Source organism: Bacillus sp. sid0103, from assembly GCF_019219025.1.
On record NZ_JAHUWN010000012.1, the window covers coordinates 130,259 to 145,259 of the forward strand.

At 37.9% G+C, this 15,001-nt stretch carries 15 protein-coding genes; 8 read left to right on the forward strand and 7 right to left on the reverse strand.

Annotated elements, in window-relative coordinates; all coding sequences use genetic code 11:
- Nucleotides 1–106: 106 nt before the first annotated feature.
- A complete protein-coding gene (locus tag KW850_RS14995; protein WP_218348383.1) occupies nucleotides 107–856 on the reverse strand; it encodes a hypothetical protein in 750 nt (249 codons plus the stop codon).
- Nucleotides 857–1,185: 329 nt separating this feature from the next.
- On the opposite strand from KW850_RS14995, the gene KW850_RS15000 reads away from it, so the two are divergent.
- Together KW850_RS15000 and KW850_RS15005 are read left to right on the forward strand one after the other, a co-directional pair.
- On the forward strand, nucleotides 1,186–2,535 hold the full coding sequence (locus KW850_RS15000; protein ID WP_218348384.1) for a D-serine ammonia-lyase: 1,350 nt from the start codon (nucleotides 1,186–1,188) through the stop codon (nucleotides 2,533–2,535).
- Nucleotides 2,532–3,056 (forward strand): VanZ family protein, encoded by a 525-nt coding sequence (locus KW850_RS15005; protein ID WP_218348385.1) that lies wholly within the window; start codon nucleotides 2,532–2,534, stop codon nucleotides 3,054–3,056. Before KW850_RS15000 ends, KW850_RS15005 begins: the two co-directional genes overlap by 4 nt.
- 96 nt (nucleotides 3,057–3,152) lie before the next feature.
- On the opposite strand, the gene KW850_RS15010 is transcribed toward KW850_RS15005, so the two are convergent.
- On the reverse strand, nucleotides 3,153–4,511 hold the full coding sequence (locus KW850_RS15010) for an arsenic transporter (RefSeq protein ID WP_218348386.1): 1,359 nt from the start codon (nucleotides 4,509–4,511) through the stop codon (nucleotides 3,153–3,155).
- Between the two features lie 201 nt (nucleotides 4,512–4,712).
- Nucleotides 4,713–6,362, reverse strand: coding sequence for a hypothetical protein (locus KW850_RS15015; RefSeq protein ID WP_218348387.1), 1,650 nt, complete (start codon nucleotides 6,360–6,362; stop codon nucleotides 4,713–4,715).
- Nucleotides 6,363–6,671: 309 nt separating this feature from the next.
- Between KW850_RS15015 and KW850_RS15020 the strand changes: the two genes are divergently transcribed.
- From KW850_RS15020 to KW850_RS15035, 4 genes are all read left to right on the forward strand, one after another.
- Nucleotides 6,672–7,757, forward strand: coding sequence for a CotH kinase family protein (locus tag KW850_RS15020; protein ID WP_218348388.1), 1,086 nt, complete (start codon nucleotides 6,672–6,674; stop codon nucleotides 7,755–7,757).
- 139 nt (nucleotides 7,758–7,896) lie between these two features.
- Entirely contained in the window at nucleotides 7,897–8,487 is a 591-nt protein-coding gene (locus tag KW850_RS15025; RefSeq protein ID WP_218348389.1) for a hypothetical protein, read from the forward strand.
- A gap of 61 nt (nucleotides 8,488–8,548) precedes the next feature.
- Nucleotides 8,549–10,159 (forward strand): hypothetical protein, encoded by a 1,611-nt coding sequence (locus tag KW850_RS15030; protein ID WP_218348390.1) that lies wholly within the window; start codon nucleotides 8,549–8,551, stop codon nucleotides 10,157–10,159.
- Between the two features lie 189 nt (nucleotides 10,160–10,348).
- Entirely contained in the window at nucleotides 10,349–11,026 is a 678-nt protein-coding gene (locus KW850_RS15035; protein ID WP_218348391.1) for a DUF2642 domain-containing protein, read from the forward strand.
- Nucleotides 11,027–11,149: 123 nt separating this feature from the next.
- On the opposite strand, the gene KW850_RS15040 is transcribed toward KW850_RS15035, so the two are convergent.
- The 3 genes from KW850_RS15040 to KW850_RS34060 form a co-directional block, all read right to left on the reverse strand.
- The gene (locus tag KW850_RS15040; protein WP_218348392.1) at nucleotides 11,150–11,791 is read right to left on the reverse strand and encodes a phosphatase PAP2 family protein; all 642 of its coding nucleotides are present in this window, start codon (nucleotides 11,789–11,791) and stop codon (nucleotides 11,150–11,152) included.
- Nucleotides 11,792–12,112: 321 nt separating this feature from the next.
- Nucleotides 12,113–12,229 carry a DUF2500 family protein gene (locus tag KW850_RS34055; RefSeq protein WP_308128807.1) on the reverse strand — a complete coding sequence of 39 codons (117 nt, stop codon included), beginning with the start codon at nucleotides 12,227–12,229 and terminating at the stop codon, nucleotides 12,113–12,115.
- A gap of 13 nt (nucleotides 12,230–12,242) precedes the next feature.
- On the reverse strand, nucleotides 12,243–12,476 hold the full coding sequence (locus tag KW850_RS34060; RefSeq protein WP_308128808.1) for a DUF2500 family protein: 234 nt from the start codon (nucleotides 12,474–12,476) through the stop codon (nucleotides 12,243–12,245).
- Between the two features lie 195 nt (nucleotides 12,477–12,671).
- On the opposite strand from KW850_RS34060, the gene KW850_RS15050 reads away from it, so the two are divergent.
- Complete coding sequence (locus tag KW850_RS15050; protein WP_218348393.1) at nucleotides 12,672–13,064, forward strand: thiol-disulfide oxidoreductase DCC family protein; 393 nt, start codon at nucleotides 12,672–12,674, stop codon at nucleotides 13,062–13,064.
- Nucleotides 13,065–13,193: 129 nt separating this feature from the next.
- Nucleotides 13,194–14,384 (forward strand): M14 family metallopeptidase, encoded by a 1,191-nt coding sequence (locus KW850_RS15055; protein ID WP_218348394.1) that lies wholly within the window; start codon nucleotides 13,194–13,196, stop codon nucleotides 14,382–14,384.
- A gap of 212 nt (nucleotides 14,385–14,596) precedes the next feature.
- Here the strand turns inward: KW850_RS15055 and KW850_RS15060 are convergent, their stop codons facing one another.
- Nucleotides 14,597–14,989: a VOC family protein gene (locus KW850_RS15060; protein WP_218348395.1), complete on the reverse strand. Its 393-nt coding sequence runs from the start codon at nucleotides 14,987–14,989 to the stop codon at nucleotides 14,597–14,599.
- Nucleotides 14,990–15,001: the final 12 nt, after the last annotated feature.

Below are 15,001 nucleotides of genomic sequence, written 5' to 3' on the forward strand. Positions count from 1 at the left end.
CACCTATTAGATTGTACATTTATCCTTAGGTAAAATCCAAGCATAACAAATTGAAATGGAGAAAAAAACAAAAAAACAGAGTGCTTATGGCCACTCTGTTTCTGAATTATAATAATTTTACCTTCTTAATAAAATTAACTTCGTTTTGAAACTTTTCAAAAATTTCTTTGTAGGTGGAATTGATTAAATGTGGAAAGAGGTTTTCAAGTGCTTCTTGGTAATCCTGACCTAATGCTTCACGCAAGAATACATATTCATGAAACAGGAGTGCTTTTTCAAAATCAATCCCTAATTGATGTAAACCTTTATACAGGTCTTGCTTGGGGATACGTAAAATCTTCTTAAATATCCTAATATTTTTTTCGATAAATTTTTCTTCTATATAACGGGTTACATAATCGGTGTAAACCATTTGCCCAATATTATTGGTTTCACTTTTAGAATAGTTAAAGCCAATCACACGATCTTCTTTATTTTCACGAATAATATACGTTTTACTGCCACGAATATTGGTAATAAAATTTTTGACGCTTTTATCAAAGATTTTATCAAATTGAATAATCTTTTGCAGTTTAACCGCAAAATCGGTATGTTCTTCCCCTACTACAAATAATCGGTCAACATATGGTAAAAGTTTCAATACTCCTTCTGAGAGTTGACTGGATGCATCATAAATAATGATATCGTAATCATTCTTCATTATCTTTATTTTTCGTTTTTGTTCGGTTAAAGACAAATTTGAAAATTCGTGGATAAGCTCAGGAGAAGTCTCTTCTTTTTCTAAGGACCCGTACGAAATAAATGCTGCAGCTAAATTTGTATTTAATTTAAGCCAATTAAAAATGGATAAAGCCAATTCAGTTACACCTGATTTTGCCTTTGGAGAGTAAAAGCCAACTAAATACATGTCCCTCACATGCCTTTTATTTAAATAATATTCAAAAGGCAAATAAGTGTTAAAGACAACTACTATCTATTTTTTATTTTATTTACAATTTCCAGGTCTCACCGATTATATCGTGGCCAAAACTAGGATGGTTCTCATCATGGACAAGTTCGAACCCTGTTTCTTATAAATATGACGGGCTTCCTAATTATTAGTTTAACAAATTAGCATTATTGAGATAAGTGATATGTTAAAATAAATCTGCTATTTAAAATAATTTCAAACGACAGGGGATTCCAATGAATAAAATGAATGGTCTGGAAATACAAACATGGCTTAAGAATAACCCTTTTCCATTGTTAGAAAAACTAAAATCTTTTGATGAAGTATTTTGGGTGAATCCAAATTTGGTAAGCGCCAAACAAGCAATTGAAACATCACCCCTTACTGCTGCGGATATTAAGGATGCGGAGGAAAGGTTAAAACGGTTTGCTCCCTATCTTGCATTGGTTTTCCCGGAAACAAAAGCAGCCAATGGGTTGATTGAATCGCCATTAGTAAAAATACCATCCATGCAGCAAAAAGTGACGGACAATTTAAGTCAACCACTTTTAGGTGAATTATTATTAAAGTGTGATAGCCACCTGCCGATTTCTGGATCGATTAAAGCCAGAGGTGGAATTTATGAAATCCTTAAACATGCAGAAGACTTGGCACTATCACATCACATGTTAACCATTCAAGATGATTATTCCATATTGGCGGATGAAAAATTCCGATCCTTCTTTTCACAGTACTCGATTGCCGTAGGTTCAACTGGAAATTTAGGTCTAAGTATTGGGATCATCAGTGCCAAATTAGGATTTAAGGTTACAGTACATATGTCTGCGGACGCAAAACAATGGAAAAAAGACTTACTTCGTAGCAAAAATGTGCAGGTCATGGAATATAAGGCGGATTACAGTAAAGCTGTTGAGGAAGGGCGAATCCAAGCCGCAGCAGATCCTCGCTGTTATTTCGTCGATGATGAAAATTCCCATGATTTATTTTTAGGATACGCAGTTGCGGCCGCTCGGTTGAAGAAGCAGTTAGACGAGTTAGAAATCCAAGTCGATGAACATCACCCATTATTTGTATACCTGCCATGCGGAGTTGGCGGCGGTCCAGGTGGAGTTGCCTTTGGTTTAAAGCAACTGTTTAAAGATAATGTCCATTGTTTTTTCGCAGAACCAACCCACTCACCCTGTATGTTACTCGGATTAATGACCGGGTTGCATGATCAAATTTCCGTTCAAGATATTGGGATTGATAATCTAACGGATGCGGATGGCCTTGCTGTCGGCAGACCCTCTGGATTTGTCGGGAAAATAATCGAACCATTTCTAAGTGGCAGTTATACAATTAGTGATGAACATTTATACAAACACCTTAAGGACCTTGTTGATACTGAAGATATTTATCTAGAGCCTTCTGCGCTAGCAGGTATGATGGGTCCCATGTTCTTATACGGTAAGGGAATGAATTATATAGAGAAACATGATTTATCGAAAAAAATGAGCCATGCAGCCCATATAATTTGGGCAACTGGCGGAAGTATGGTCCCTGAAGAAATGATGGTTGAATATTATCTAAAAGGATCCAATAAGTGAAAAAATCTTTACTTACTGCAATATTGATATCATTTGGAATCTTTCTTGTTTTGTCCCCCGTATTTATTCGATTAGTTTCGTATTTACACCCAATCGTTCTGGGAGTTGTCCTGTTATGTATGATCGGGCTAGTCAGTTTTTTCGTCTTACTAATTAGAAAGGAAACGATTTATCTCCCCTATCGATTATTTTTGGGTTTGCTGACTCTCTACACCGTGGCACTCGTTATTTTATTATTTTTTCGGCCGAATGATCAAAGCTATGACTCCATAAATCTTGTTCCCTTTTCCACTGTTACATTTTATTTATCAGGAAAAGTGAACTGGTTAATCGCTTTTTATAACCTTGCTGCTAACATTGGTTTGTTCATTCCCTACGGCCTATTCTTAAAACTTAAAGATTTTACTCAATGGAAGACATTATTTTGCGCTTTCCTGATGATAGCATGTATCGAAGTTTTGCAATTTGTTTCCCATCGTGGGAGCTTGGATATTGATGATTTACTCTTGAACTTGTTGTGAGTTTATCTAGGTTGCGTTCTCTTTCCATTTGTTCGGAAAGTGGTTCAAATCGTCATTAAATAAAGGACCCATCAAGTGATGAGTCCTTATTTAGTGTCATCCAGCAAAAACAAGCAATAGCCATAAGTATAAGCATATCAGGGTGAAAATTAGTGTCGCCGGAATGACAACTATGGTAACTTTTATATATTCCAACCAAGTTATTTTAATATTATTCGTCTTTAATATATGCATCCAAAGTAATGTTGCAAGCGTCCCAATTGGGAGGATTAGCGAGCCTACGTCACTGCCTATGATGTTTGATAAGTAAACTGTTTTTGTTAATAGGGGATCGAGTCCCATATCCGTCAGGGCCAAAGTTGATATCATTAACGCAGGATGATTGTTAAAGATATTGGATAGAAAGGCAGTGATCACACCCATGGTTAAACTAGCATGAAGCAAACTATCGTTTACGATTGGTTTTAGATAGGTTAAGAGGAGTTGCGATAATCCAATATTGTGTAAACCATAGATGATGACATACATACTAAAGGCGAATATTAAGATATGCCAAGGAATTTTTCCGACCACGTCTTTTGGATTTACTTTTAAGTAAATCCATCTCCACATCAACAGGATAAAAGAACCACATACAGCAACTAAAGAGACGGAGATACCGATATAGGAAGCGACGAAAAGACTAATCCTTACAAGGAATACGAAGATAAGCATACTGATCATGAGTTTCTTTTGTTGATTAAATAAAGTTTCGGATTCTAGTTGTAGTGGATGGTAAGGGCGGTGTTTTTGCAGTGGGATCGAGTAGGAGTGGAAGCGGATTTCGTTTGGGATATTTTTCTTGAATACCAGGAATAGTAAATAGGATAAAAATAGTAATCCTAGAACCCCTGGAACAAACATCATTTCCGTTTGAAGATACAAATCCATACCAATAATTTTTAAGGCAATTAGATTTACAATATTACTAACACCTATTGGAGCACTTGAGGCAGTCGCTATTAAGGCACCACTTAATAAAAATGGAATCTTTTGTCGATTTTTCAACTTCAGATTATTTAAGATTAAAATCAAGATCGGTGTTGTAATTAGAATACTTCCATCGTTATTAAAAAATAGCGTCATTAAAAAGCAGAGTACTAGGGTATTCCAAAATAATCGAACACCAGACCCTTTTGAGATCTTTAACATGACAGCAGCTGTCCAACTAAAAAAGCCAAAACTTTCGAGCACGATAGCCATAACGATTGTGGCTATGATGGTAATGGCTGCCCCTGTAACCTTTGAACTTATGTTAAGTAGATCCCCGATCGAAACGCTTCCACTTATAAAGACGAGAATGGCCCCCAATGTAGCCGGGATTGCTTCGTTCATATTTTTTGGACGGATAAAGATGAGGACCATTGTTAGAATAAAAGCAAAGATGGTGATAATTACCGTCGTTTGATGATACATAAAAGTTATTTACTCCCTTCAGTTAAGTTTCCCTCTTGATTTTCTGTTTATTTATTCTTGTCCTTTGCTTCATAGTACGTCCCACTGTGGAGGCTTGTTCTAAACGAATGTCTCGTAATTTGATAAATCAGCATGTAACTAGAAATATTTTCAAAAAGCTAACTGGTTTATTACCTATTTTTTTATTTATAGACGAATGTCTTAAATGCTTTTTCTAGGTCTATGTACAAAAAAATGAACAAAAAACCGATACTTAAAAAAGTATCGGTTGCTACTTTTAATGCTTTTACCTTTTTTTACCTTTTGGACCTTTAGGGCCTTTTGGACCTCTGCTACCGTGACTGCCGCTGCTTCCACTTCCAGAACTTCCGGAACTGCCAGAGCTGCCAGAGCTGCCGCTGCCTGAGCTGCCGCTGCTTTTGCTTCCGTGACTTCCAGAGCTGCTGCCTGAACTTCCGTGACTTCCAGAGCTGCTGCCTGAACTTCCGTGACTTCCAGAACTGCTGCCTGAACTTCCATGACTTCCAGAACTGCTGCCTGAACTTCCATGACTTCCAGAACTGCTGCCTGAACTTCCGTGACTTCCAGAACTGCCGCTGCCTGAGCTTCCGTGACTTCCAGTGCTGCCACTGCTTTTGCTTCCGTGACTTCCAGTGCTGCCACTGCTTTTGCTGCCGTGACTTCCAGTGCTGCCACTGCTTTTGCTGCCGTGACTTCCAGTGCTGCCACTGCTTTTGCTGCCGTGACTTCCAGAACTGCCACTGCTGCCGCTTCCAGAACTACCGCTGCTGCCGCTACTACCTTTTTTTCCTTTAGGGCCTTTTGGACCTTTTGGACCTTTTGGTTTTTTGCCGCTACCACTACTTCCACTGCTACCTTTGCTGCCACTGCTACCGCTGCTGCCACTGCTACCGCTGCTGCCGCTGCTACCGCTGCTGCCGCTGCTACCTTTGCTGCCGCTGCTGCCGCTGCTGCCGCTGCTACCGCTGCTACCGCTGCTGCCACTGCTACCGCTGCTGCCACTGCTACCGCTGCTGCCGCTGCTACCGCTGCTGCCGCTGCTGCCGCTGCTGCCGCTGCCTGAGCTTCCGGAGCTGCCGCTGCCTGAGCTTCCGGAGCTGCCGCTGCCTGAGCTTCCGGAGCTGCCGCTGCCTGAGCTTCCGGAGCTGCCGCTACCTGAGCTTCCGGAGCTGCCGCTGCCTGAGCTTCCGGAGCTGCCGCTGCCTGAGCTTCCGGAGCTGCCGCTGCCTGAACTTCCGGAGCTGCCGCTGCCTGAGCTTCCGGAGCTACCGGAGCTGCCACTGCCTGAGCTACCAGAGCTGCCTTTTTTCCCTTTAGGCCCTTTTGGCCCTTTAGGCCCTTTTGGTTTTTTGCCACTGCCAGAGCTTCCGGAGCTGCCACTACCAGTGCTTCCGCTGCCTGAGCTACCGCTTCCTGAACTGCCAGAGCTTCCGGAGCTGCCTGAGCTTCCGGAGCTGCCTGAGCTTCCGGAGCTGCCGCTGCCTGAGCTTCCAGAGCTACTGCTACCTGAACTTCCGGAGCTGCCGCTGCCTGTGCTACCCGAGCTGCCGCTACCTGAACTTCCGGAGCTGCCGCTGCCTGTGCTACCCGAGCTGCCGCTACTTGAGCTACCGCAGCCAGAGCTACCGCTACCTGAGCTACCGCTTCCTGTGCTGCATCCACAAGTGCCGCATGTGCTACTGCCAGAACTTCCAGAGCTGCCGCTACCTGAACTTCCGCTACCTGAGCTTCCGGAGCTGCCACTGCTTCCCTTAGGCCCTTTTGGTTTTTTGCCGCTGCTGCCGCTGCCAGAGCTGCTATGTCCACTACTGGAGCTACCGTTAGTTCCACTACCAGTAGATCCAGTACTTTCTGAACTTGAATTATTGTTACCTTCCTTTTTACCTACAGGATTATTATCTAAAAATCCAACTACTCCATTTTCTTTAGCTTGTGAAAGTAAATGTTCAATATCAAGCTTTAGTACCATCTTTCCACCACTTTCTTAACAATTTTTTCTTTTCTATTTCAATTTATGATGATTTTATCTATTTGCCATAGACAATCATATATTTTTAATCCATATTTTTTAGAATTTTTACACACATCAACCCAAGCGAATGCATATATCTAGAAAAAATATTATTTAGGAGAATTCAAGTGTTAAAATACGAAATTATAATTAATCCGAAGTGGTTAAGAAAATTGGATAACGACATTTGGAATGATGAATTAGTACCTGCCGTATTAAGGATAGGTGAGGATCGAATTAGTATTAAAATAGCCTATCGAGGTAATGTGATAAGGGATAAGAAAAAAAAATCCTATCGCATTGTTTTTCAAAAACCTTACAAGGTCAATGGAGCTCATGAAATCCACCTAAATGCAGAATTTTCAGACGTATCATTAAGTAGAAATAAATTATCGCTTGATTTCTTTGATCGAATTGGGGTTATTTCTCCACACTCCCAGCATGTTCTGTTATATATTAATGGAAAAAATAAGGGCATTTATTTAGAAATTGAATCTTTTGATCAATTTCTCCTTAAAAAAAGAAAATTGCCGGATGGAGCCATTATTTATGCAACCAATAATCGAGCAAATTTCTCCTTAATAACTAAGAAAAAAGAATTAAAAAAACGTTTGGACCAAGGATACACTTTAAAATATGGTGATCAAGAAGATATGGTTGATTTAAAAAGATTCATTGCAATGATTAATGCTCTAAGTAATGAAGATTTTGCAAAAGAAATCCCACAAGTATTGGATGTTGAAAAATACTTAAAATGGGTATCAAGCGCGGTATGTGTTCAGAATTATGATGGTTTTATCCATAATTATGCATTGTATAAAAATAGTAAAACTGGACTATATGAGATTACTCCTTGGGATTATGATGGCACCTGGGGAAGAAACCTTCATGGCAGGAAGCTTGATTATGACTATGTTCCATTGACTGGCTTCAACACACTTTCCGCTAGACTTTTCCACTTTCCACACTTTAGAAACCTATATAATGAAATCCTCACAAGTATTTTAGAAAATGACTTTACTCTAGAAGTCCAAAAACCTATTATTGATGAACTATTTGATTCGTTAAAACCACACATGAGTCTAGATCCATATATTAACTCTACAGCTGAAACCTTAGAGCTAGAAAAAAAGGTTTATTTTAACTTTATTAAAAAAAGAAATGCTTTTCTTAAGAAAGAATTAACATCTTTTATAAAGGTAAAAAGTATATGAATTTCAATCATATACTTTTTTTTTGCCTATTTTTTCCCAAATCAGTAAAAAAAGGCTCCTTTATTAGTACAACATCACCCCGTGATACATATAGATGCAGTGTAAATGTTTATTTAATTTAAAGGAGGATATTTCTTTTATGGAGAGAGAAATGATGGAACAATTTGTCGGCAAAATAATTAGGGTTGACCGGGGAGGACCAGAATCAAGAAGTGGAAAATTACTGGCAGTATTTGAAGACTTCTTTGCCATTTTAACTGAACACGATGGAGTCGTATATTATAAGACAACTCATGTCAGAAGTATCACAGAAAGTTCAAAAGATGATATGAAGTTTGGATTGAAGGTCCCAAATAAGCTTGACTTTAAAAAGGCAGACACCTTTCAGAAGCTTTTAGGAAAAATAAGATTTCAATGGGTGAAAATTAATCGTGGCGGTCCTGAATCATTTGAAGGCGTACTAAGCGATGTAAACAAACATTTTGCTTCACTGATTCTTAAAGAAGAAGTTGTCCGTGTCTCGATGCATCACATTCGAAACATAAGCTACGGACTGAAAGTTGATAATTCCAATGAGTCTAATGGTAATGACAAAGGCGATAAGGACGATGATAACAAAAGCAGCAGTAACAAGAGCAGTAGCAGTAACAAGAACAGCAACAGTAACAAGAACAGCAACAGTAACAAGAGCAGCAACAGTAACAAAAGCAGCAATAACAAGGATAAGTAATAAAAATATTGTCGCTTCTCCACTAGAGAAGCGACCCATTATCTCTTAAGGAGGATTAAACATGGGTTTAGATAAATTTTCAGCTGCATTGGATTTATTAAAAGGCTTTAGTGTAAATCTATATGTAGGTGAAGACGTATTTAAAGGAAAACTTATCGGTGTAGAAGCAGACCATGTAGTGCTGGAAACCGAAAATAAATACATTTTTTATTATAACATTGATAAAATCCAAGCAATCACTAAAAATACAAGAGAGTTTCAACCTGAGAAAACGACGGTAAAATTTCAAAAAACACAGAGTTTAACAGATTTACTCCATTCCTTTCAACATACTTGGGTAACGATATTGACTATCAATAAACAAAGATTTACCGGCGTTTTAAGCGAAATTGATACAGACTTTGCTACCTTAATTAACGGGGATGAACGAATCTTAATTAAATTAACTCATGTGTCCAACATTCTCAAAGGGTCTATAGAAGAAGAAACTGCAAAGACCTCATCATCTTCTTCCGGTGATAAAGATGACTCAAAGGGTAATTCATCTTCTTCCGGTGATAAAGATGACTCAAAGGGTAATTCATCTTCTTCCGGTGATAAAAAGAGCTCAAAGAATCATTCATCTTCTTCCGGTGATAAAAAGAGCTCAAAGAATCATTCATCTTCTTCCGGTGATAAAAAGAGCTCAAAGAATCATTCATCCTCTTCCGGTGATAAAAAAAGCTCAAAGAATCATTCATCTTCTTCCGGTGATAAAAAAAGCTCAAAGAATCATTCATCTTCTTCCGGTGATAAAAAGAGCTCAAAGAATCATTCATCTTCTTCCGGTGATAAAAAGAGCTCAAAGAATCATTCATCTTCTTCCGGTGATAAAAAGAACTCAAAGAATCATTCATCCTCTTCCGGTGATAAAAAGAGCTCAAAGAATCATTCATCTTCTTCTGGTGATAAAAAGAACTCAAAGAATCATTCATCCTCTTCTGGTGATAAAGATGATTCCAAAAAAGATAAGAAAGCAAAGGCAGGATCAAAAGAGTTCAGCAATAGTTCTGAAAAGAAACAAAAAAATACGACTAGTAAAGATAAATCTGCTATGAAAAAAGAAGAGGCCATTAAGGAAGTAATAGTTGAACCTAACAATACATTGGTTTGGGCACAACCAATAAAAATTGAATCAACTCTGGTTCAAACAAAGGATGATTTTGCTTCTAATAACTTAAGGATTAAGAAATCTCAAACAGAAGAAAAGGACACAGCCAAAAATTCCACTGAAATGAAAAAGTCTGAAGAAGATATGTCGACCAGATCAAAATCAAGCGAGCAATCGATAGAAATGAAACAAGTAAAAGAAGCAGTTTCTATTTCAAAAACAGATAATCCGCCAGCCCCGCCTTATAAAATTCAACAGAAAGAAGCAAAATCAACAAAAACGCAAGAAGAAGCAGTGAAAGTATTTAAATCAGCACCTACACAAAACCAAGCAACAAGGAAAACAGAAAATAATAAAACAAATGAAATAAACACTACTAACAACGATCAGAATGTATGGAAACAAAAGGAGAAAGAGCAAAGAGTTCTTCGTTTTACCGGAGAACCAGTTAATCAAGAAAACAAAATAGCTTTCCCGTTTTCCGGATGGCCAAACAGAAACAATAGAACTTCAAGATTGTAATTAATGAAATCTTAACCTAATTGTGAAAATTTATATAATGCCATTCCCTCATATTGCCCCTGTTAAAGCCCCCCAAAACCATACAAATATGAGCTGGGCAGTTCTGATCATGTATACCTGTTATAAGTAGTTAGTGATATCAGCCCTTCTCTATTTGTAAATGGGAATCCTAGGAAAGGAAGTGAGTAAATGAAGTTGAAAGATAATATCGGAAAATATATCAAACTGGAGATTTCGGGAAAGAAATTTATTAGTGGATTACTGATTGATGTAGGCAGCGATTTATGGGTAGTTTTTAATGGATATGATTACCTTTACATCCCTGCTATACATTGCCAAAATTGGCGTTATTTAAAACAAGATGAAATTAATGAGTTCGATGGTATTTCCCTTAATGAAGAACCAACACCGATTTATAATAATAACGAAGAAATCTCATTAAGAAAAACACTGACAGCAGCTAAAGGTATTTTTTCAGAAATATATGTGACAAGTAATCAAGCATTACATGGCTATATCATTAGCATTATGAATAATTATTTTGTTTTCTACTCCCCTATCTACAAAACCATGTTTATTTCCCTTAACCATTTAAAATGGTTAATACCATACACAAATAATCAACGTCCATACGGCCTAAGTAACGAAAATCTGCCAGTAAATCCAAGCAATATAACCTTTGCCAGATCGTTTGAAGTTCAAATTGAAAAGCTCAGTGGAGAATTGATCGTCTTTAATATCGGTGAGAACGAAAATGTAATTGGGAAAGTAAAGGGGATAAAGGATAATTTTGTCGAATTGACTGGTGCAAAAGGTGATCCGGTCTTTATTAATCTTCAACATATTAAAACAATTCATATGACTTAATTCGTTAAGTTAATTTTTATAATGGATTATTAGTAAACAAGCTTTTTCTTGCAAAAAAAAACAGAGTGTCTAGAGACACTCTTTTTATTAGCAAGGAAACTATTACCTTATTTCATTCTGAAGCTATTTTTCTTTCACGAGAGCTGTTTCTGGTTTTTGGTTGAATGACAATAGTTCAAATGCAATTCCATAAAGGAATGTGACAAGGAACATGGATCCAATCATATCGAAAATGACATGCTGCTTGACAAATAGCGTTGAAATAATGATTAATGTCCCAATAATATGGATACATAAATGGTTAATAATATGCTTGTTTTTAATATGAAGTGAAGCAAGCATTATTGTAAATGTGGTAAGCACATGGATACTTGGGAAACAATTAAACGGACGATCATTTGCGTAAATAAATTGAACTAGATTATTAAAGAAATTATCCCCTACAATAGTTGGTCTTGGAACTGTTGTTTGGAAGAAGAAATAAATAATAAAACAAATTAACTCTCCCACAACAATTAAAATTAACGTCTTCAGGTATACTTTTGTGTCCTTAAAACAAAAGTATACAAGATAACAAAAGATATACGCATACCAGAGGATGTAGGGAATGATAAAAACCGACAAAAACGGAATCGCCTGGTCGAAGGAAGTACTAATATCAATCGATCTATGTGAACGTGAATTTAATAACTCATAAATTTTGGCCAGAACTGGTATGACCAGCAGGAATAATAAGTAGGGAGCTTTTTTCATTAAATTTTTCAAGTAAGATCCCTCCTTTAATAAATTAATAACTTTATAGATTTCTAACTTGAAAATTGCCGACCACACTACATAATACCATAAAAATGGTGAAAATAAATGGAATTTCCAAATTTCCTCAGTAATTTTGTCTAGGAATTAATTTTCTTCTATCGGGGTCACTTTACTTCTGTGTGACATTCTTGAAGTTATTCATGGTGTCATTCATGGTGTCAGGCACTATTCGTGGACACTCCTAACAATTTGTCCGTATCCAGTGGACACTACGTCTAAAAAATGGAGAAACCTTTGTATTGGGTTTCTCTTTTTGTTTTTAACTGTTTCTTATGCCCCTGCTTGTTTTCGTGTGAATCCATGGTATCTTGTGCCCTGGAATTCAACCTCGCCGATATCGCCTTCTGCCAGGAGTCCATACTCGCGACCGCCCACGCTGAATTCCATCCGGTCACCGCTTTCAACTTGAAATGTGACATAGTACCATGTAATGGTCTTCCCCTCCGCCACTCACTTCAAGTCTTTTGGATACAACTACAGCCACCACTTTTAAGCGTGGTTGTTTATTATTATGACTCCACGTTTTAATCCCCTTAATAATCACAAATAGAATGATCCCCGCGATAATTACAAAAAAAATAGGGATAATTGTAAACATTAAATCAAACATCTCAAACCCATCATTAAAGCCCATTCCTCCAGCCCCCTCCTATCTCTCTACAATGGAAAATACTTGAATAATAGTTCTCTTTTCCAATATATATGATGGATTTCCTCTGTAGCAAGAATATTTTAAAAAATTCGGGATTTAAAGTAGGAACAAAAGTGTCCCAGCAGGATATTATGCTAAACTAAATACAACATACTTAGAGATAAAGGTGGTGAAACTGTGGATCGTATCATCCTGTTTGATGGCGTATGTAATCTCTGCAATTCAAGTGTGCAATTCATTATTAAAAGAGACTCGGCTGGCTATTTTAAGTTTGCTTCACTGCAAAGCCAAACCGGTCAGACACTTTTAAAGAAGCATGGCTTGAACAATGATTTAAACAGTTTCGTCCTAATTGAAAATGACAAGGTCTATCTTAAATCAAGTGCTGCCCTTCGCGTTTGCAGTAAACTAGGCACAGTGTGGCGGATATTTTCGATTTTCCGGTTCCTACCTTCATTTATCAGAGATTTCCTTTACGATATTGTTGCAAAAAATCGATATAAATGGTTTGGAAAAGAAGAAAGCTGTATGCTCCCTTTGCCAGAATGGAAGCAAAGATTTTTAGACTAAGGTGAGAATCAAACCATTACCAATTTCAAAGCAAACGTGGAATGGTGCCTGACACCATAAATCTAACAAATAATTTATTCCGGATAGCATAGATATTATTAATACTATTTTTTATGCAGGAGGGTCTAAATGGAGATTGTTGTTAGACAAGGTGATTCATTATGGCGTTACAGCCAGATGTTTCATGTTAATTTACAGCTATTGAATGATTCCAACCCAACGATTGATCCAAATAATCTTTCTGTCGGCCAACAGGTACAGATACCTGGTTTTGTTGCCAACGAACATCAGATACGTCCCGGAGACACTTTTTGGAGCATTGCACAAAACATGAATCTTCCACTTGAAGCAGTGGAGTTGGTTAATCCCGAGTTAGATGCATCAAATCTCACACAAGGGCAAACGGTTACGGTTCCAACACGGATTACCGGGAGGTTAGTGGAAAGTGGCCAAAAATATGATTACAGCAAACTGCTGAATGATATGAACCGATTAAAAGAGGCATATCCATTTTTGCAAGTATCCACTATAGGTAAGACCGTTCTAGGAAACGAAATTTCTGAAATCAGGTTAGGAACAGGTGAAAAAAGGGTTCATTATAATGGTTCCTTCCATGCCAATGAGTGGATTACGTCGTTGGTGATTATGACTTTTTTGAATGATTATTTATTATCGCTAACTAATCACTATCCGATCAGAGGTCTTCAATCATTTCCTCTGTATCAACAAAGTACATTGTCGATCGTCCCAATGGTTAATCCTGATGGAGTTGACCTCGTATTAAATGGTCCACCTGAAAATGAAAACTGGCAAAGAAAAGTGGTTGATTTAAATAAAGGAAGTACAGACTTTACGGAATGGAAAGCAAATATTAGAGGTGTCGATCTAAATGACCAATTCCCGGCTAGATGGGAATTAGAGAAGGCACGAAACCCAAATGAGCCTGGCCCGAGAGACTATGTGGGGGAAAAACCCTTATTAGAGCCAGAAGCCATTGCTATGGCGAAACTGACAAAGGAACGTGATTTTGCAAGGGTGCTGGCCTTCCATACACAAGGTGAGGTCATCTATTGGGGATTTGAAAATCTCGAGCCTGCTGAATCAGAAGAGATAGTAAAAGAATTTTGCCGTGTCAGTGGATATGAACCGGTTAAAACTCTTGAAAGCTATGCAGGTTTCAAGGACTGGTTTATTCAAGATTGGCAGCGAACAGGCTTCACAATTGAGCTCGGCCGTGGAATTAATCCCCTTCCGTTATCAATGTTTGATGATATTTATAAAAAATCACTGGGAATTTTCTTGGCAGGACTTTATATGTAAAGGCTCTTTTCGTAAACTTTGTTGCTTTTGGAGCTTTAAAAGGGTCATTTACTTAGTTTCTAGGCAATTTTCGCAAATATTCTTACGAAAAGATGCCACGAAGCTATCTAGTTAAACGGGGTTGATGAACTTATACGAAAAACAACAATCTATGTGAAAATAGCCTATATAAAAGAGGAGGCCGGATAATTCCAGCCTCCTTTCCCTTAGCTTTATGAAGATTTTGTATAATTTAAGTCCCATATTACGCCATATGCATCTTTGACTTTCCCGTATTTTGCCCCCCAAAAGGTATCCTGCAGTTCCATGAAAACGTTCCCGCTTTGTCGTAGTGAATCATAAATTTTTTGGATCTCTTCCTCACTTTCAAATTCCCCTTCCACAACAGTACTCCCTGGAAATGCATCTGAAACCATTAAAAATAAATCACCACTTCTAAATTGTGCATGGATAATACGGTCATGTGCTTCTGGCGGTGTAGGATAATCCGCCTCACCATAGGTTTGGAGATTGGATATCTCTCCTCCGAACACTTCTCTATAAAAATGTAAGGCCTCTTTCGCCTTACCATCGAACATTAAATATGGTGTCGCTTGCCCCTTCATTTATAACTTCCC